This is a genomic window from Candidatus Arsenophonus phytopathogenicus (assembly GCF_056113345.1).
The window spans coordinates 446408-464141 of the sequence record NZ_JBUIOB010000019.1 but is presented as its reverse complement, the minus strand read 5'-3'; the positions used below and the strand labels follow the sequence as shown (position 1 = coordinate 464141).

The window sequence follows — 17734 nt, the reverse complement described above, 5'->3', positions numbered from 1 at the left end:
TTATTCAGCTAAATATTAATGCATGAGGTATTTATGAAGGATGGAATTTATTACGTTACATTTAAAAGTAACATGCAAGATTTTGGGAACGGAACAGTCGTAGCAAAAAGTAATACAGTTAACGGAGGTGACTTTGCTTACTCCTACAAGGGTCATTTTAATAGTAATTCCGTATCATTAACTATTAAGCGACATGATAGCTCAGCAACGTCAGTGTTCGGTAATCTGGATAACTTCAATCTTGATTTATCTATTAAAGAGTCGGCAAAGGGTTATTTATTATCCGGCAATATTGAAGGTATGCCGCAAATGAAAATAACGATTGATGCAAAATACATCGGAGACTTGATAAGTTAAGTTTCTGGGATAAATAATAAAGTCACTTAATGTGGCTTTTTTTTGGAAAATTATCATGAAAAATCTATTCATTACTATTTGTATGAAAATTTCGGGCAAAACCCAAAAAGAGCTATCCAGAGATTGGGCACTCCAATATTTTATGACGCGCTCAAGAATAAGGGCGTATTGGCGAGCCGTTTTTTGTTAATCTTATCGTAAATCCTCATGCAAACATTTGCGATAATCGCGCCTAAGGTGGAGTTGCGCCCACCATCACTTGTCGGTTGAAGATAAAATAGAATTTATCTTCTAGATAGCAGGCTCTCTTGAAAATTTCTACCAATCACAAAAACGAGGTCGCTCAGGCGGCTTTTTTTATGGCTTAAAAAGGGGGCACACATGCACTGGAAAGAGAGACGGGAAAGTGAGCAGGTAGAAGACCGGCGGAATACCGCCGAAGCACAGGAAGCGGATACCCGTCGGGAAGAAGCCTTGAAGCGCCGGAAGAAAAAGGCAAAGAAAAAGAGAAAACCGAAATATAAACCGCTGTTAGCAGAAGGTTTTGTGTTTTCACACTGGCGTGGATGGGCCTGGCTGGCTGTTATCCTGGTGTTGTTACTGGGTGGCTATCGTTGGGCTTTTGCGGCATCTGAACAGGTGAGCGCGCCGTCATCGGTCAATCGTTTTGTGGATGAGAACGAGGCCGCTAAGTTCACCTCTGTCATTCTGGCATCAACTGAAGATGCCTGGCGGAAGATTTTTGCTGAGGGAGGCGGTCATTACCGATTGCCGAAACTGGTGATATATCGGGGAGAGACAGAGACAGGCTGCGGCACGGGCTATACCCTGATAGGGCCCTTTTATTGCCCTGCTGACCGCACTATCTATATCGACCTGTCATTTTATGACGAGATGAAAAACAGACTGGGGGCAGACGGTAAATTTGCCTTTGGTTATGTGATAGCCCATGAAGTGGGGCATCATATCCAACACCTGCGGGATGTCTTGAAAAAAGTAGACCTGGCACAGGCGAATATGTCAAGAAAATCGGCCAATAAGTTATCGGTAAAGCTGGAATTGCAGGCGGACTGCTACGCGGGGGTATGGGGGCATTTTGTGCAGCAGGCAGGCTGGCTGGAGATGGGCGATTTGGATGACGCGCTCAATGCGGCCAAAGCGATTGGGGATGACCGGCTACAGAGGGAAGGTCATGGACGGGTGGTTCCCGAGACGTTCACGCACGGGACATCGGCACAGCGTCATGACTGGTTTAAGCGGGGTTTTGATAGCGGTGACCCAAAACAATGTAATACCTTCAAGGAGATACGATGATTATCAGACAACATTGGGTAATCGGTATCCTGTGCTTGTTGAGTGTGTTAAGCACACCCGCTCAGGCGACTAAGCCGGTTAATACCCCGAAGAGTTTCAGTGAAGCGAAATGGGTTTCCCGTCAGGCCGTTTACCACGACCTCAATCAGGGTGCAGGTGGCACCCTCTATTGTGGCTGTGACTGGCAGTGGACAGGAAAAAACGGGGGGCGAATTGACCTTGAAAGTTGTGGTCAGGCGGTCAGACGGGAAGTTCACCGTCATCGTGCACAGCGGATTGAGTGGGAGCATATCGTGCCGGCGTCGGTATTCGGTCAGGCGTTTGGCTGTAAAGAAAAAGGTGGCCGAAAAGGCTGCCGTCAAGAAGACCCGGAATTTCGAAAAGCGGAAGGCGATTTGCACAATCTGGCACCGGAGTCAGGTGAAGTGAATAACGACCGGGGAAATATGCCCTATGGCGAAGCCGGGCAGGTCCCTTTTGTTTACGGGCAGTGTCAGAGCCGTCCGGATTTTAAACAGCGGGTTTTTGAACCGCGCGATGACGTCAAGGGACTCGTCGCCCGGGTCTGGTTTTATATGTCAGACCGGTATGGTTTTGTGATACCCCCTGAGCAGCAGGCGATTTTGATGCAGTGGGACAGGCAATACCCACCGGATGCGCGCGAACGTGAACGTGACCGGCGTATTGCGGCGATTACCGGTGTGCACAATCCGTTTGTGACGGGTGAAAAGGTATGGGAAAAACATTAATGGACAAACTAACCGGGCCATGGGAGAGCGTTTGCGCTTTCCTGGCGTCGATTAAAGAGCAGGGCGTGGGCGCAACGCTGGCGTTTCTGATGGCGTGGCTGCGCGGGCGATATCAGGAGAAGAAATGGCGCAAGACCCTGATTGATGCCACGATATGCGCGATTATTGCGTGGTTTGCGCGTGACCTGCTGGCGCTTTTCGGGTTAAGTGCGGGTCTGGTCTATCTGGCCAGTGTCTTCATCGGTTACCTTGGCACTGATTTTCTGGGGGAGGCATTAACGGACTCACTGCCTTTTCGGGGGTTGAGGTTGTCGGTCAAAAAACCGGACACAAGGAAGAAAAATGACAACCAGCAATGAATTTACGCTCTGGGTTTATGCGGACGGAAAAGAACGCCCGGGTCTGGTCAGGCGCCGAGCGATTGAACGGTCGGTGTTTTTGTCATGATGCGGGGAACAGTGATGACGTTGCTGGTCGTGATAACGGTGCTGTCTGTTGGCTTGATGCATTATCGCGCAGAGGCCAAGCTCTGGGAAATGAAAGCCGGGCAGGCTCGCCAGCAGGTGGAGAAGACCGAACAGCAGTTACAGACACAAAAAATCCAGTTTGATCAACTGGCTGAGATGAACAGACAGCATTATCAGAGGTTAACCGATGCGAAACAGACGATTGAGGCACTCAGGCTGGATGTTGTTCGGGGTTTTAAGCGGTTGCGGGTCAACGCCACCTGCCCCGAAGAGTCCGGTGCCGCCGCCCCCCGCCGGCGTGGATGATGGCACCGCCCCCCGACTTACAGCAGACGCTGAACAGGCTTATTACACCTTACGAGAACAGATTGCTACAGTCACCGCCCAAACCTTAGGGCTTCAGGGTTACGTCAACACACAGTGTCATTGAATCGGTCATTGGCACATCAAATGACCCAGGTGGTCAACTTGACCTCTTGTAATAAAAACAATGAGTTAAATATATTTATAAGTAATAACAGAATATTTGATAGCAAGAAATCATCAAGTACTCCTTAAAATTAAGGAGTCATCTTATTTCACTGCGTCCTCACCGCGCATCTAAATAAACCCGAGACAATTCACAAAATAGACCTCAGAGAACGTCAGTCAATCATGATGCGTTCGGGGTCTGTACGTTCTGTGTGAGCTGAGGTCTCTTTTTTGAAAGGTTAGCATCATGAAATATCCAAAAGTAAATATTTATGGTATTCCTGTTAGAGTCGATGAAGAAGGACGCTATAGTCTTAATGATTTGCATGCAGCGGCAGTAATAAAAGGCGAAGCCACAGAATCTCAAAAGCCAAGCAAATTTATGAGAAGTTCTCAGATTAAAAAATTTGTTCAAGTATTAAGCGCGGGACAAAATTGTCCTGCGGTGGTTGTAAATAATGGTGGATGTTCCCATGGTGTGTGGGGACTGGAACTTGTTGCTATTCGCTATGCTGCATGGATAAAACCAGAATTTGAAATACAGGTTTATAATACTTTTCGTCACATGGTGATGAATGGATTTGATGCAATGTATAGACTTAATCAACTTGATCTAACAATTAATTCAGAAAGCAAAGAGATTAGTCAATGCGCGAGTAAAATGGGCAAGTGGGGATCTGGAGGAAGAAAAAGGTTGCTAATGACAGCCAGAGAAAAAATGATTGAAGAAGTTCAACCGTTTTTACCTGGAGTAGAGTAATGAAACATTCATTAGTGACACACCCACCACTAAATCAAAATCGGAGGCAGAGGGATTAACGTTTCCATGTAAAAAATATCGCAAGTTACAGCACAATGATTTTTTGAAGAAAGTACGCCTGTTGCCCGTGCGCAAAAGTCAATCCAAAAGGGGAAAGAAGCTTTACTCCTTTTCCAGTAAACCTGGCGAGTAAATTATGGTGAGTAAAAAGAAAATTGGACGCCCAAGTAAATTAGCCGTCAGTCTTGAAAAAGCTAAACACTATTTAAATGGTGAATATAAAACGGTAGGCGATGTGGTACCCAGCGTAGCTGGCCTAGCCTGTTACTTAGGTATTAGCAGGTCTACCGCACAGGAATATGCTAAAGAAAATAAAGAATTTTCAGGTGAGTTTAACCCAACGATTGTTAAATTAATGTTATCCAATCATGGCTACGCAGAAAAACAAGAAACTGCCCTCACAGGTAAAGATGGCGGCGCAATTGAAACGGACAACAAAATTAGTATTGAATTTATAGGAATGACTATAAGTGAAGGTGCAAATTAGTGAAAAGTTCGCGCCAATGTTTAAACCGAAACGCATAAAAGTTTACTTTGGTGGTCGTGGCGGCATGAAAACGGTTTCTTTTGCTAAGATAGCATTAATAACAGCATCGATTAATAGGCGCAGATTTTTGTGTTTGCGTGAATTTATGAATTCTATAGAAGATTCTGTACACGCTGTTTTACAAGCAGAGGTAGAAACGCTGAGGTTACAAAATCGGTTTCGTATTCTTGATAATTGCATTAAAGGTATCAATGACTCTCTTTTCAAATACGGACAGTTAGCACGTAATATTGCTTCTATCAAGTCAAAGCACGACTTTGATGTTGCATGGGTAGAAGAGGCTGAAACAGTATCTGAAAAAAGTCTTGATATACTTATTCCAACCATCCGTAAGTCAGGTTCTGAGCTGTGGTTTTCATTTAATCCGGCAGAAGAAGATGGCGCTGTATATAAGCGTTTCGTTAAGCCTTACAAGGAAAGGATTGATGATCAAGGCTATTACGAAGACGATGAAATATATGTCGGTAAAGTGAGCTATCTGGATAACCCTTGGTTACCAGAAGAACTAAAAAATGATGCTGAGAAGATGAAACGTGAAAACTATAAAAAATGGCTTCATATTTACGGTGGAGAGTGTGATGCTAATTATGATGATGCATTAATTCAGCCTGAGTGGGTAGATGCTGCGATCGATGCACACATCAAGTTAGGACTTAGGCCAAGAGGCATTCGTGTTGTTACCTTTGATCCTGCCGATTCTGGTCAGGATGAAAAAGCATTATCAAAACGCTATGGCGTTCTTGTTGAGGATTGTGTGAGTTGGTCAGAAGGTGATGTGGCAGATGCAACTATTAGGGCTTTTGATGAAGCCTTTGACTATCGAGCTGATGATTTTATTTATGACAACATTGGTTTAGGTGCGGGTACAGTAAAAACCCATCTAAGACATAGCAATGATGGTAATAAGATGGTTGTGACTGGCTTTGGCGCTGGTGATTCTCCCGATTATCCTAATGAAATATATGTTCCAGGGAACGGAGAATATATCCCATCTTTAAATAATGATGACAGAACTAACCGCGATACGTTTAGAAATAAACGCGCTCAATATTGGGTTTATTTGGCAGACAGATTTTATAAAACATGGTGTGCAGTTGAAAAGGGAGAATATATTGATCCTGAAGAACTGATAAGTCTATCATCAAAAATAGAGAAGTTATCACAACTTAAATCTGAATTGGTTAAACAACAACGAAAACGTACACCGGGTAATCGATTAATTCAATTGAGAAGCAAAGAGGAAATGAGATCAAAAGGGATAAAGTCGCCCAATATGGCTGATACCCTCATAATGTCATTTGCTAATCCCATCCGCTTAAAAGAAGACACTGAAATATTCGTCCCCTCATCTTCTAGTTGGTAATTATGGCTGAAACATTACATAAAAGACATGAGCAAATTATGCTCAGATTTGACCGTGCGCATTCATCGCAAGAAGAAGTAAGAAGTAAATGTATTGAGGCGACAAGATTTGCGCGCGTTCCTGGTGGGCAATGGGAAGGCGCAACGGTCGCTGGCTCTGAAGTAAAAAAATATTTTGCGAAATATCCCAAATTTGAAATCAATAAAATATCTAATGAATTAAACAGAATAATTAGCGAATATCGCAATAATCGAATTACGGTGAAATTTAGGCCTGGTGACAAGGAAGCTAGCGAAGAATTAGCCAATAAATTAAATGGTTTATTTCGTGCTGATTACGAAGAAACTGACGGTGGTGAGGCATGTGATAATGCATTCGATGATGCCGCGACAGGTGGATTTGGTTGTTTCAGGCTGACGACAAATTTAGTCAATGAACTTGAACCCATGGACGAAAGACAGCGTATTTGCTTGGAGCCAATATACGATCCTGCCCGCTCCGTTTGGTTTGATCCTGACGCCAAGAAATATGATAAATCTGATGCACAGTGGGCTTTCTGTATGTATTCACTGTCAGTTGATAAATACAAAGCACAATACAATAAAGATCCGGCGACGTTAGATGGCAGAATTGAGAAAACTTGGGATTATGACTGGTTTGATAATGATATTGTTTATATTGCCAAGTATTATGAAGTAAAAAAAGAATCCGTCGATGTTATTAGTTTTAGAAATCCCTTCACTAATGAAACAGTCACCTATGACAGTGATCAACTTCAACTTGTTCAGGATGATCTTGAAGACATAGGCTTTATTGAGGAAGCTCGGCGAACTATAAAGCGCAAACGTGTTTATGTCTCAGTGATTGATGGTGATGGATTCCTCGAGAAAGCTCAACGAATACCAGGTGATCATATTCCGTTAATTCCAGTCTATGGTAAGCGGTGGTTTATCGATGATATTGAGCGAGTTGAGGGGCATATAGCAAAAGCCATGGATGCACAACGGTTGTATAACTTACAAGTGTCGATGCTGGCAGATTCTGCGACTCAGGATACGGGTTCGATTCCGATTGTTGGTAAAAGTCAGATAAAAAAACTGGAGAAATATTGGGAAACCAGGAATAAGGACAGACCCGCTTTTTTACCATTAAATGAGATTGTTGACAAACAAGGCAATATTATTGCTCCACCAACGCCAATAGGATACACCCAACCGCAGCCACTCAATCAGGCAATGGCGGCATTATTACAACAAACCAGTAGTGATATTCAAGAAGTAACCGGTTCAAGTCAGGCCCTGCAGCAGATGCCGAGTAATATAGCAAAAGAAACCGTCAATAATCTGATGCATCGATCAGATATGTCTTCATTTATCTATTTAGATAACATGGCTAAAAGCCTCAAAAGGGCGGGTGAAGTTTGGTTATCGATGGCCAGAGAAGTTTATGGTTCAGACAGAGAAGTCCGTATTATTAATGATGATGGCACTGATGATATAGCGTTAATGTCGGTGGCCATCAAAGATAAGCAGACAGGACAAGTGGTTGCGATGAATGACTTATCGACGGGTCGTTATGATGTCACCGTTGATGTGGGGCCATCTTATACCGCGAGACGTGATGCTACTGTTTCAGTTCTGACTAATCTGTTGGCTGGAATGTTACCGCAAGACCCAATGCGTGCAGTTGTTCAGGGGATTATTCTAGATAATATGGACGGGGAAGGGCTCGACGAGTTCAAAGATTACAATCGCAAGCAGTTATTAACTCAAGGCGTTGTTAAGCCTCGTAATGCAGAAGAAGCCCAAGTTGTTGATCAGGCTCAACAGCAAGCCCAACAACCTAATGCTGAACTTGTCGCCGCTCAAGGGGTATTAATGCAAGGGCAAGCTGAAGTTCAGAAAGCGAAGAACGAAGAGTTGTCTATTCAGGTTAAAGCTTTTCAGGCTCAGACTGAGGCTAGAGTAGCAGAAGCTAAAGTGGTTCAACTTCTTGCCTCTGCTGACAGTACAAAGCGCTCTGAAATTAGAGAAGCGCTAAAAATGTTACATCAATTCCAGAAAGAACAAGGCGACTCATCACGAGCGGATGCCGAGTTAATCCTAAAAGCAACCGATACGCAGCATAAAAAAAATAGGGATGTGGAGAAAACCCTTCAATCTCAACCTAACCTAAAGTCACCTGCGGATCTCTCGCAGCGTTAAGGGGTAGTAGAAAAATGGAAAATGAACTGATTATTGATGGTCAGGCGGTACCTATGTCTGAAAATCAGAAACCACAACAGCTAGAAACAACAGAACAAACAAAACAAGTTAGTGAGAGTAACACCACTGACAATGCAGAAATTGTCAATGGTGAATCATCTGATGAAGAAAAACCAGATCAGAACGTCGATCAGGAGCAAGATTACGCCTTGCAGATCGGCGATGAAGAAATCGCTTTGAGTAATGATTCTGACGAAGATAAGGCTGCCCCAAAATGGGTAAGAGATCTTCGTAGAGGGTTTGAAAAGATACAGAAAGAAAATAGCGAATTGAAACGACAGCTTGAGGAATCAACAGCCAAGCAGTCTCATCAATCGCCAGTTGATCATGATAACGTTATTCCGGCTAAACCCACCTTGGAATCGTGTGATTATGATGAAGAAGTCTATGAAAAAGCACTGACAGATTGGCATGAGAAAAAAAGCCATGCCGAACAAAAGAAACAAGTGCAGCAAAGGCAGCAACAAGAAGTTCAGGAGCGGTTTATTCAACGTTTACAATCTCATCAACAGCGCGCCGCTAAATTGCCCGTAAAAGATTATACGGCGATGGAAGAAGTTGTGCGAGCAGAGGTACCTATATTGCAGCCGGAAATTTTAATTCATGCTGCTGATGAGGGAACGGAACTTATCGCCTATGCACTTGGAAAAAACAAAGCATTACGCCAGCGGCTGACCGCTGAGAATGATCCTATCCGAGCCGCGTTTCTGTTAGGTCAAATTAGCCAGAAAGTAAAACTGGCACCCAAACCTAAAAAAACACCGAAGCCTGAACCTGATCTAAAAGGTGGCGCCGGAAACGTGAAATCTGATGAGTTTAACAAATTGTGCCCAGGTGCAATTATTGAATAAGAGTAAACAAAATGGCAAATAATCTAGACTCAAATATTAGTCAAATCGTTTTAAAAAAATTCTTGCCTGGTTTTATGTCGGATATTGTTTTGTGCAAAACCGTTGACAGGCAATTATTATCGGGGGAGATAAACTCAAACACTGGCGACAGTGTGAGCTTTAAGCGTCCACATCAATTCAAGTCTGAAAGAACAGAAACAGGTGACATTACGGGGAAAGATAAAAATGGTCTTATCTCTGGCAAAGCGACAGGCAAAGTCGGTAAATACATCACGGTGGCTGTTGAATGGCCACAAATTGAAGAAGCGTTAAAGCTTAATCAGCTTGAACAAATTCTATCACCGATTCATGAGCGTATGGTGACTGATTTAGAAACAGAATTAGCCCATTTCATGATGAACAATGGTGCACTATCGCTAGGCTCACCGAATACACCGATAAAGAAATGGTCAGATGTGGCTCAAACGTCCTCATTTATAAAAGATATTGGCATTAAAACCAGTGAAAACTACGCCGTCATGGATCCGTGGTCAGCCCAACGGCTTGCTGATGCACAAACGACTATCTCCGCTGAACCTTTAGTGCGTTCAGCTTGGGAAAACGCGCAAATAACAGGTAATTTTGGGGGGATCCGTGCATTAATGTCTAATGGTCTTGCATCAAGAGAGCAAGGTGATTTTGGCGGAACAATCACAGTGAAAACAGCGCCTAATGTTGATTATCTTTTTGTTAAGGATTCCTACCAGTTTACGATAACATTAACTGGAGCAAAACCCAGTAAGACAGGGTTCTTGAAAGCCGGTGATCAGCTTAAATTTACGTCTACTCACTGGTTAAATCAGCAAAGTAAGCAAACGTTATATAACGGATCGACAGCAATCAGTTTTACAGCAACAGTGCTGGAAGAGACTGACTCTACATCTACTGGTGATGTTACCGTCAAATTATCGGGTGTTCCGATTTATGATGAAAAAAATGCCCAATACAATGCCGTTGATGCAAAAGTTAAGGCAGGAGATGCCGTTTCTATCATAGGAACTGCAAAACAACAGATGAAACCTAATCTTTTTTTCAATAAGTTTTTCTGTGGGTTAGGAACCATCCCCTTGCCAAAATTACATAGCATTGACTCAGCAGTTGCAAGTTATGAAGGTTTCTCTATCCGTGTACACAAATATGCTGATGGTGATGCAAACAAGCAGATGATGCGTTTTGACTTATTACCTGCGTATGTCTGTTTTAACCCACATATGGGTGGCCAATTTTTTGGCAACACTTAATTAGCTTTGTACCAATATGGGAGCGTTGGCTCCCTTTTTTATTTGAGGTTAAGATGGAAAGAAAAAGCGTTTTCGCCTGGTCGGATAATAAAGCTGGATTTGTTCAGGCAGTTATTGTTGCAGCGGATTTCCCTGCCTTCAAAAAAATGGGCTTTGTTTCATCTCTTGATGAAGTAAAGGAACCTAAAAAAACACCTGAAAAATCTAATGAGCCTAAAAAAGAGAAGGGCACTAAAGATGACAAAACCGCTAACTAAAGGTGAGATTGCTCTGTTTGTTTTGCGCAAGGCGGGTATTGACTCAGTTGCCACTAACACAGAGTTAGCACCCCAATCGCTTGAAGATAGTATTACTGACCTTGAAGACTTAATGGCAGAGTTACAAATTACATTTGGGGATTTGGGCTATCAGTTTTCATTAGATGAACAACCCGCACCGGATGATGCAACAGGCCTTCCTCGCAAATATAAGCATGCCATTGGTTATCAATTGATGCTGCGAATGTTATCGGATTATGGCATTGAGCCTACCCCGAGACAAGAAGCGTCGGCCGCCGCATCCTATGATGCGCTTCTTATTGACACGCTCAGTGTTCCATCAATAGAAAGGCGGGGTGATATGCCTGTTGGTCAAGGTAATAAATACTCCTCGTTAGGAGCTGATAGCTATTATGCTGAGAGGGGATTCCATGCCAAAAATGCAGATTCCGCTCGCTAAAGGATTAGCTAAAGATATCAAGACAGCCGATTATATTGATGCCTTACCCGTGAATATGCTGGCAACACCTAAAGAGGTACTTAATGCTGCGGGTTACTTAAGATCATTCCCTGGTATTGAAAAAAACAGGAAGTGAACGGCATATCACGTGGTGTGCAATTTAATACAAAAAACAACACGCTCTATCGAGTCTGTGGTAACAAGCTTTATCTTAATGGCATTCAAATTGCTAATATACCTGGAACTGATCGGGTTTCACTTTCTCATTCAGGAAACAGTCAGGCCGTTTGTTTTGGCGGTAAACTAAAGTTCTATCGATATAACGGAACAGAGAAGGAATTATCAAACTGGCCAAAGGATAAATACCCGCAATATGATTTAGGCGAAGTGATTGATGTCTGCCGCAATCGGGGACGTTACATCTGGCTACAAAAAGGCGGTGAACGATTTGGTGTAACTGATCTGGAGGATGAATCTAAACCGGATAGATATAGACCCTTCTATCGTGCCGAATCTCAGCCCGATGGTATCGTTTCCGTCGACTCATGGCGAGATATGATTATTTGTTTTGGTTCATCAAGCATAGAGTATTTTACCTTGACTGGATCGGATGAAGCTTCTCAACCCATCTATCAGGCTCAGCCAGCTTATATGATTCCGTCGGGTATTGCCGGTCGTGATTGCAAATGTCGTTATCAGGATAAATACGCCATCCTAAGCCAACAATCAACCGGACAACCTGCTATTTATATTATCGGCGCGGGTGAAAAAAACAAAATATCAACCGCTACCATTGATAAAATCATCAGTCATTATTCTGCTGAAGAATTATCTACATCAGTGATGGAGTCCATTAAATTTGATAACCATGAATTATTAATCCTTCACCTGCCTAAACACACACTTTGCTTTGATGCTTCGGCAAATAATCAATGGTCAATCCTCAAAACAGGTTTTTATGACGATCCCTATCGTGCGATTGATTTTATGTTCTATGGAAATCAAATCACAGCGGGTGACAAGAAAGAAGGCATTATCGGTCATTTAGTTTTCGACGCATCAAGTCAATATGAACAATCGACAGAGCACCTTCTTTATACACCCATGATAAAAGCTGACAATGCAAGATTATTTGATTTTGAACTGGAAGCCTCAACGGGTGTTGCCCAAATTGCTGACAAACTATTTCTATCTGCAACAACAGACGGTATCAATTATGGCAGAGAGCAATTGATAGAGCAAAACTCACCCTTTCGTTATGACCAGCGAATTATTTGGCGAAGAATTGGCAGAGTGAGAAAAAACATTGGTTTTAAGATACGTATTATCACTCAATCACCCGTAACATTATCTGACCTGTCAGTAAGGATGGAATAATGCCTAATCAGTCTTATGCCAACTCACGACTGGAAAATCCAATCAGTGTACAAGGTGCCTATATTGCTCCCGATATCCTGCCTCAAAATTTTAGTGAAACCTACCGTCGAATAGTATTAAGCGGTGCTGAGGATATAGGCAAGGTGGTTAATAGGGCTAATGATGCGGGCTATGAAGCCTATTCAGCCCAAATTAAAAATGAAGAGCAGGATATTATTCTTGGTCATCACGAAGAAAGAATAACAAAAACTGAGGAAGGTTTAGCAAGTCTTGAAGTTAGAGTGCTTAATATTGAAAATGATGTAAATGGACTAAAGATAAAGATACAGGATCTTGATGGTAAAGTATCTGAAATCATCGTTGATTACGTCTCGTTGAGTCGAGTCACTCAGCAAAATTTATCATCATCCCTCAATGTCAACACTGCTTATTCTGTTAACGGCACAAAAGTGGTTGGTCAGCGTGTTATGGGATTTACGCCAGCTATCGGTACGCCCTTGAAGAAAAATTTTGATGCCGATCAATCCTTCTCAATTGGAAAAGATTATGACAAAGATGAAATTGATGCATTGGCTAATGCGTTAATCGCATCTCGCCAGCGAATAAAGGCATTAGAAGACGCGTTAAGATCGCACGGGTTGATTGACTGATGAAAATTAAAATTATTGACAATATCCAACAATTCCAGCGGTTCTTTACAGATAAAAGCAAGATTGGTTATGCCATGGAAAATAACGGGGATTATCAATTAAAGAACAATCAGCTTTATGTGGGTGTTTATGAAGGGTTAATGCTGGTTGGTTTTTTTTCAATAGAATTTATTCGCAACCAGTTAATTGAAATTCATCCCGTGTTTGATCCGGGTTTTCGGGGCAAATATGCATTGATAGCAACGAGAAATTTTTCAACATGGTTGGTGGATAATCTCAATTTTTCCACCGTTATTACCTATGTTCCTGAAAAAACGCCGTGGGGGAAAGTTATCTGTAAATTAATGAATATGCGAAGAGTCGGTGTGATTGACAATGCATTAACCGCGGGTAATCAACAAATCAATATGACAATGTACCAGGTCACCAAAGAGGAATTAAAAGATGGGTGGAGGCAGTGGAGATAACGGCGCTAGCGAACAGGTCAGAGCGTCACGTGAAGCAATAGACTTGCAAAGAGAGCAATGGAATCAGGTTATGCAAAATCTGGCACCTTATATGAAAGTTGGCACTCCTGCATTAGGTGAATTGCAGAATCTGACGACATTAGATGGTCAGGGACAGGCATTAAACAAATTTTACCATTCGCAACAGTTTAATGATTTAGCCAATCAAGCGCGATATCAAAGTTTAAATGCCGCCGAAGCGACAGGCGGTTTAGGTTCGACGGCAACCGGTAATCAATTGGCATCTATCGCTCCAGCATTAGGTCAAAACTGGTTGTCTGGACAGATGCAAAATTTCGGTAACTTAGTGGGGATTGGTATGAATGCCACTACTGGACAAGCATCTGCTGGACAAAATTACGCGAATAATGTGGGGCAGTTGTTACAGAATATCGGTGCTGCTAATGCCGCTTCTGCGAGTCGTCCTTCTGGATTTCAACGCGCGTTAGGCGGGGGGATAAACGGCGCAATAGCGGGTGCACAAATTGGTGGCCCCTGGGGAGCGGCAGCTGGGGGTGGCTTAGGTGCATTAGGCAGTTTATTTTAATCTGGAGTTTTTATGGCAACGTTTCAACTGGCTGGATTGCCCAATCTGCAAATAGAAAATCAAACGGCAGGGGGCTTAGGTTTACCCACCGTCCCACAATACGCAGAAAGGCCTAATACAGGAGTGATGTTAGCGCAGGGTTTAGGGGCTATTTCTGAGCGATTAGAGGCGAACAAACAACAGCAGACAGAAGCGGATTTTATGAAATCATTTGGTCAAGCTTATGCGGCTAATGATCGTGATGGAATGAAGCAACTCGCAGCGGCGCACCCTGAACAAATCGAACGCATTCAAAAAGGGATGGGTTTTATTGACCAGGACAGAAATCAGGTTATTGGACAAGCAGCCATGGATCTACGTCTTGCGGCGAAAAGGGGTGATCAATCACTAATGGCATCACTGCAGAAAAATGCACCCCTATTAGGTCAATTCGGTTTGACACCCGAGGAGGCTTTTTCATCCTACAAACAAGACCCTCAGCAGTTTGATAAAATGACCGATTTAATTCATTTTCACGCTGACCCCAATAGCTATTTCGACGTTCAGGATAAACAGGAAGGGCGGGACATTGACAGAGATAAACTGGCGGTAACAGTTCGTGGTCAGAATATTTCTGCTCAGAATGCTGCTTTAGATAGAGAAATAAGGAAAGCAGAACTCGAGAATAAAAAACTGGATCGACAAGCTCAGAATGCAACTGACGACTTACGCAAAGCAGCATTAACGCAACAAATAGCGGCTAATAAACAAAAAATAAATGAAGCAAATGAGAAAAAAAACCAATCCCAAACACAAGCTAAATTAGCTTTAGATAATGGTGTTCAGCAACTAGATAGATTAGCACAAGAAGCTAAAGCTATAAGAGATAATCCGAGCTTATGGAGAACGACAGGCGTTCCTGGGAGATTTTATAACTTTCCTGGCAGTGCAGCTGATGATATTGATGCTCAACTTGCGTCACTAAGATCACAAACGGGTTTTGCTGTTTTGCAGGCAATGCGAGATGCTTCAAAAACGGGTGGTGCTTTAGGTAATGTTAGCAATTTTGAAGTACAACAATTGCAGGCTAATCTGGGTAATATTTCAGGGAAACAATCAACGGAAGTCATGCGTAAAAATCTAGATAAAATAATAAATTATGCACAAGGTGCTAAGAAAAGAGTTAATGATGCCTTTAAAAGGAATTATCCTGATTTTAAACCAGTAGAGACAACTGAAAACAATAATATTGATAGTTCAAATATATCAGATGATGATTTATTAAACAAATATTTATCGAGGTAATCATGGCTATCAATGATTATTCAGAAGAGCAGCTTTTTACTGCTTTAAGGAATGCGGATTCAGCAGGTGATAAGACTGGCGCTCAACGAATTGCTGGATTAATTCAACAAAGACGATCTACTCAAAACCAAGAGAGTAATCCTATTACTGAGGCAGGAAAAGGACTTCTTCAAGCAGGAGTTAATGTAGCGAATATTGCCCCTGAAATCGCAGATGCTTTTATGTCTGGAGCTTCATGGGCGGGTAATCAGTTAGGCATTGGTGATGGGACTTATACGCCATCACCGCGATTGGAATTACCTGATAATTTAACGCCACAAGATCCGTATGCAAAATTGGGTGCTGAAATTGTCCCTTATCTTATTCCTGGTGTTGGAGCAGGAAGAAGAGCGGCCGCGTTGGCTTCTGTTGCTAACGCGGGAAGACTGGAGCGTGGTGCAACTAAATTAGCGGATATGGTGGGTGAAAATATTGTAGGTGCATTAGCGCAGAATAGTCAGGAAAATAATGCAAAAAGTTTAGCGACTGATTTGGGTATTGGGGTTGCTGGTAGTGGATTAGCAAGAGCGATTACTCCGCTATTAGGTAAGGCTTATAATACGGTGGCCGGTAAGTTATCAGGAAATATAGAGCACACTGTATCTGAAGCAAGTATCCCAAGAACCAATAATGAGATAGTTAACGCTGCCAGAACTTCATCGGGTCGTGAGGCGTTAAATAGTGCGTTTTCAGAAGTAAGCCCCTCTGTAGATGATGCTGCCAAGTTAGCAGGCGTAGATATAAACGCATTAACTCCAGGGCAGAGAAGTGGAAATCCAGGACTGCAAGATGTTGAAGGTGTCTTATCTTCTGTTGCTGGTCCTGTTCGTGATGCTCAAGAAAAAGGATTAAAAGAAATAACCGATAGGCTTCAAGCCGATTTAAAAAGACTTGGAGCGGAGAGAGGGGCATCATCAGAAAAAACAGCGTCAATCAGAAATAGAGTTGTTGGTAGTCTAAATACTATTGATAAGCAACAGAAAGATGCATGGAAGGCGCTGAGTAATACCTCCAACCCACTAGCAAAAGAAAAGGCCGCTAATGCTAGGGCGCAAATGCTTGCCGATAATGCTATCTCAAGGGTGGATGATTCATCAGTGAAGAAGTTCTTGGTGGAATCAAAAAAACCGATGACGTTCGAGCAGATGAAGGAGTGGAGAGGTGAGTTATCTGACTCAATAGGCACCGCAATACGTGCAGGGAAAGACAATCGAGCAAGGAAAATTACGTTAGTCAAGGAAGCGCTAACGGAAGATATGAGGATTATGTCTAGTAAGTATGGTTTTTTGGATGATTGGGAAAAGGCAAACGACTTATCCAAGCAATACTTTTCTATGAGGGACTCCGCTAGGGAAGCTTTCGGGAAATCGCTAGATAACGATCAGCTCGTTAAAAACCTAAATTCCGCATTGAGAAATTCATCTGAAAATGGATTAACGCCGGTGCACAAAATAATTAGGTCATTACCCGAGAAAGAAAGAGGAATAATGCTTGCCTCAGCATTAAGCCGTGGAGTTGAGAAAGGTTCTAAAGGAGGAGAATCATTAGGCGCAGGGGCTAAAAATATGGGTGAGATATTGACTCCTCAAAATATTTCAGCTATCCGTCAATATTTACCAAAAGAAGCCGAATTGCTTTCTGCTTATGGAACGTTAGCTAGAAATGCAAGTGCGTATCTTAAAAAAGTAGAGCAAACGGGTAGGACAGCCTCATCGTTAAAGGAGTTGGAGTCTGGGGTTAGTGGTGTGGCTGGTCAGATATTAAAGGCCTCCGCAAATAGAGGTCTTGACCTGTTCATTGGTGTTTCGGCTGCTTCTACGGCAGGAATTGGCGGTGCTGCCATAGCCTCTGGTAAATACTTGCTCAGTAGGCTCATAGAGAAATCTATTGAGAAAAGAAGTGTTAAGTATGTAGTTGAAAAGTCGCTGCAAGAAGGCGTGAAGGCTGTACGGGCTGGAGGGTCAGAAGCAGCAATAACAGCGGCTGAAAAACGTTTAACGTCCAATCCTACTATTAGCAAGATATTAAGACAGGAACTAACACCTGCTGAATATCAAGCTATTAAATCTGCTGGAATCATAGCTATTCTAACTGGGATGAAGGACGATGAAGAAGGGAAGTAGCCCTTCTA

At 42.7% G+C, this 17734-nt stretch carries 20 protein-coding genes and 2 pseudogenes; all 22 read left to right on the top strand.

What is annotated here, in order from left to right:
- The first annotated feature begins 33 nt into the window (after nucleotides 1–33).
- The 22 genes and pseudogenes from AC01GB_RS17085 to AC01GB_RS16980 all read left to right on the top strand — a co-directional run bounded on the left by AC01GB_RS17085 (nucleotide 34) and on the right by AC01GB_RS16980 (nucleotide 17726).
- Nucleotides 34–357, top strand: a complete 324-nt coding sequence (locus tag AC01GB_RS17085) for a GrlR family regulatory protein (protein ID WP_474452806.1) — start codon at nucleotides 34–36, stop codon at nucleotides 355–357.
- Nucleotides 358–738: 381 nt separating this feature from the next.
- Nucleotides 739–1671 carry a KPN_02809 family neutral zinc metallopeptidase gene (gene ypfJ, locus AC01GB_RS17080; protein WP_474452805.1) on the top strand — a complete coding sequence of 311 codons (933 nt, stop codon included), beginning with the start codon at nucleotides 739–741 and terminating at the stop codon, nucleotides 1669–1671.
- On the top strand, nucleotides 1668–2420 hold the full coding sequence (locus tag AC01GB_RS17075; protein WP_474452804.1) for an endonuclease: 753 nt from the start codon (nucleotides 1668–1670) through the stop codon (nucleotides 2418–2420). Before ypfJ ends, AC01GB_RS17075 begins: the two co-directional genes overlap by 4 nt.
- Nucleotides 2420–2779 carry a phage holin, lambda family gene (locus tag AC01GB_RS17070; protein ID WP_474452934.1) on the top strand — a complete coding sequence of 120 codons (360 nt, stop codon included), beginning with the start codon at nucleotides 2420–2422 and terminating at the stop codon, nucleotides 2777–2779. Before AC01GB_RS17075 ends, AC01GB_RS17070 begins: the two co-directional genes overlap by 1 nt.
- Nucleotides 2763–2867, top strand: a complete 105-nt coding sequence (locus AC01GB_RS17065) for a glycoside hydrolase family protein (RefSeq protein WP_474452803.1) — start codon at nucleotides 2763–2765, stop codon at nucleotides 2865–2867. The genes AC01GB_RS17070 and AC01GB_RS17065 overlap by 17 nt, the downstream gene beginning before the upstream one ends.
- On the top strand, nucleotides 2842–3030 hold the full coding sequence (locus tag AC01GB_RS17060) for a hypothetical protein (protein ID WP_474452802.1): 189 nt from the start codon (nucleotides 2842–2844) through the stop codon (nucleotides 3028–3030). Before AC01GB_RS17065 ends, AC01GB_RS17060 begins: the two co-directional genes overlap by 26 nt.
- Nucleotides 2984–3193 (top strand): lysis system i-spanin subunit Rz, encoded by a 210-nt coding sequence (locus tag AC01GB_RS17055; RefSeq protein WP_474452801.1) that lies wholly within the window; start codon nucleotides 2984–2986, stop codon nucleotides 3191–3193. The genes AC01GB_RS17060 and AC01GB_RS17055 overlap by 47 nt, the downstream gene beginning before the upstream one ends.
- A gap of 40 nt (nucleotides 3194–3233) precedes the next feature.
- Nucleotides 3234–3317: pseudogene (locus tag AC01GB_RS17050) on the top strand (lysis protein); the annotation flags it as partial.
- Nucleotides 3318–3605: 288 nt separating this feature from the next.
- A complete protein-coding gene (locus AC01GB_RS17045; protein WP_474452800.1) occupies nucleotides 3606–4118 on the top strand; it encodes a KilA-N domain-containing protein in 513 nt (170 codons plus the stop codon).
- Between the two features lie 193 nt (nucleotides 4119–4311).
- A complete protein-coding gene (locus AC01GB_RS17040; RefSeq protein WP_474452933.1) occupies nucleotides 4312–4665 on the top strand; it encodes a terminase small subunit in 354 nt (117 codons plus the stop codon).
- Nucleotides 4649–6088: a PBSX family phage terminase large subunit gene (locus AC01GB_RS17035; RefSeq protein WP_474452447.1), complete on the top strand. Its 1440-nt coding sequence runs from the start codon at nucleotides 4649–4651 to the stop codon at nucleotides 6086–6088. Before AC01GB_RS17040 ends, AC01GB_RS17035 begins: the two co-directional genes overlap by 17 nt.
- Nucleotides 6089–6090: 2 nt before the next feature.
- The gene (locus tag AC01GB_RS17030; protein ID WP_474452799.1) at nucleotides 6091–8292 is read left to right on the top strand and encodes a portal protein; all 2202 of its coding nucleotides are present in this window, start codon (nucleotides 6091–6093) and stop codon (nucleotides 8290–8292) included.
- Nucleotides 8293–8306: 14 nt separating this feature from the next.
- Nucleotides 8307–9203: a phage capsid protein gene (locus tag AC01GB_RS17025; RefSeq protein WP_474452798.1), complete on the top strand. Its 897-nt coding sequence runs from the start codon at nucleotides 8307–8309 to the stop codon at nucleotides 9201–9203.
- An 11-nt stretch (nucleotides 9204–9214) separates the two neighbouring features.
- Entirely contained in the window at nucleotides 9215–10483 is a 1269-nt protein-coding gene (locus AC01GB_RS17020) for a P22 phage gp5 family major capsid protein (protein WP_474452797.1), read from the top strand.
- 53 nt (nucleotides 10484–10536) lie between these two features.
- Nucleotides 10537–10740: a hypothetical protein gene (locus tag AC01GB_RS17015; RefSeq protein WP_474452796.1), complete on the top strand. Its 204-nt coding sequence runs from the start codon at nucleotides 10537–10539 to the stop codon at nucleotides 10738–10740.
- Nucleotides 10721–11200, top strand: a complete 480-nt coding sequence (locus AC01GB_RS17010) for a packaged DNA stabilization gp4 family protein (protein ID WP_474452795.1) — start codon at nucleotides 10721–10723, stop codon at nucleotides 11198–11200. The genes AC01GB_RS17015 and AC01GB_RS17010 overlap by 20 nt, the downstream gene beginning before the upstream one ends.
- Nucleotides 11172–12577 (top strand): annotated as a pseudogene (locus tag AC01GB_RS17005) (packaged DNA stabilization protein). Before AC01GB_RS17010 ends, AC01GB_RS17005 begins: the two are co-directional and overlap by 29 nt.
- Nucleotides 12577–13227: a phage tail protein gene (locus tag AC01GB_RS17000; RefSeq protein WP_474452794.1), complete on the top strand. Its 651-nt coding sequence runs from the start codon at nucleotides 12577–12579 to the stop codon at nucleotides 13225–13227. Before AC01GB_RS17005 ends, AC01GB_RS17000 begins: the two are co-directional and overlap by 1 nt.
- Nucleotides 13227–13694 (top strand): DUF2824 family protein, encoded by a 468-nt coding sequence (locus tag AC01GB_RS16995; RefSeq protein WP_474452793.1) that lies wholly within the window; start codon nucleotides 13227–13229, stop codon nucleotides 13692–13694. Before AC01GB_RS17000 ends, AC01GB_RS16995 begins: the two co-directional genes overlap by 1 nt.
- Nucleotides 13672–14280: a DNA transfer protein gene (locus AC01GB_RS16990; RefSeq protein ID WP_474452792.1), complete on the top strand. Its 609-nt coding sequence runs from the start codon at nucleotides 13672–13674 to the stop codon at nucleotides 14278–14280. Before AC01GB_RS16995 ends, AC01GB_RS16990 begins: the two co-directional genes overlap by 23 nt.
- A 12-nt stretch (nucleotides 14281–14292) precedes the next feature.
- Entirely contained in the window at nucleotides 14293–15564 is a 1272-nt protein-coding gene (locus tag AC01GB_RS16985; RefSeq protein WP_474452791.1) for a phage DNA ejection protein, read from the top strand.
- A gap of 2 nt (nucleotides 15565–15566) precedes the next feature.
- Nucleotides 15567–17726 (top strand): hypothetical protein, encoded by a 2160-nt coding sequence (locus tag AC01GB_RS16980; RefSeq protein ID WP_474450121.1) that lies wholly within the window; start codon nucleotides 15567–15569, stop codon nucleotides 17724–17726.
- Nucleotides 17727–17734: the final 8 nt, after the last annotated feature.

What these genes read in the sequence shown, in the direction of transcription:
- AC01GB_RS17085 (WP_474452806.1), top strand. Translation starts at nt 34, where the DNA reads ATGAAGGATGGAATTTATTACGTTACATTTAAAAGTAACATGCAAGAT.
- ypfJ (WP_474452805.1), top strand. Translation starts at nt 739, where the DNA reads ATGCACTGGAAAGAGAGACGGGAAAGTGAGCAGGTAGAAGACCGGCGG.
- AC01GB_RS17075 (WP_474452804.1), top strand. Translation starts at nt 1,668, where the DNA reads ATGATTATCAGACAACATTGGGTAATCGGTATCCTGTGCTTGTTGAGT.
- AC01GB_RS17070 (WP_474452934.1), top strand. Translation starts at nt 2,420, where the DNA reads ATGGACAAACTAACCGGGCCATGGGAGAGCGTTTGCGCTTTCCTGGCG.
- AC01GB_RS17065 (WP_474452803.1), top strand. Translation starts at nt 2,763, where the DNA reads ATGACAACCAGCAATGAATTTACGCTCTGGGTTTATGCGGACGGAAAA.
- AC01GB_RS17045 (WP_474452800.1), top strand. Translation starts at nt 3,606, where the DNA reads ATGAAATATCCAAAAGTAAATATTTATGGTATTCCTGTTAGAGTCGAT.
- AC01GB_RS17030 (WP_474452799.1), top strand. Translation starts at nt 6,091, where the DNA reads ATGGCTGAAACATTACATAAAAGACATGAGCAAATTATGCTCAGATTT.
- AC01GB_RS17025 (WP_474452798.1), top strand. Translation starts at nt 8,307, where the DNA reads ATGGAAAATGAACTGATTATTGATGGTCAGGCGGTACCTATGTCTGAA.
- AC01GB_RS17020 (WP_474452797.1), top strand. Translation starts at nt 9,215, where the DNA reads ATGGCAAATAATCTAGACTCAAATATTAGTCAAATCGTTTTAAAAAAA.
- AC01GB_RS17015 (WP_474452796.1), top strand. Translation starts at nt 10,537, where the DNA reads ATGGAAAGAAAAAGCGTTTTCGCCTGGTCGGATAATAAAGCTGGATTT.
- AC01GB_RS17010 (WP_474452795.1), top strand. Translation starts at nt 10,721, where the DNA reads ATGACAAAACCGCTAACTAAAGGTGAGATTGCTCTGTTTGTTTTGCGC.
- AC01GB_RS17000 (WP_474452794.1), top strand. Translation starts at nt 12,577, where the DNA reads ATGCCTAATCAGTCTTATGCCAACTCACGACTGGAAAATCCAATCAGT.
- AC01GB_RS16995 (WP_474452793.1), top strand. Translation starts at nt 13,227, where the DNA reads ATGAAAATTAAAATTATTGACAATATCCAACAATTCCAGCGGTTCTTT.
- AC01GB_RS16990 (WP_474452792.1), top strand. Translation starts at nt 13,672, where the DNA reads ATGGGTGGAGGCAGTGGAGATAACGGCGCTAGCGAACAGGTCAGAGCG.
- AC01GB_RS16985 (WP_474452791.1), top strand. Translation starts at nt 14,293, where the DNA reads ATGGCAACGTTTCAACTGGCTGGATTGCCCAATCTGCAAATAGAAAAT.
- AC01GB_RS16980 (WP_474450121.1), top strand. Translation starts at nt 15,567, where the DNA reads ATGGCTATCAATGATTATTCAGAAGAGCAGCTTTTTACTGCTTTAAGG.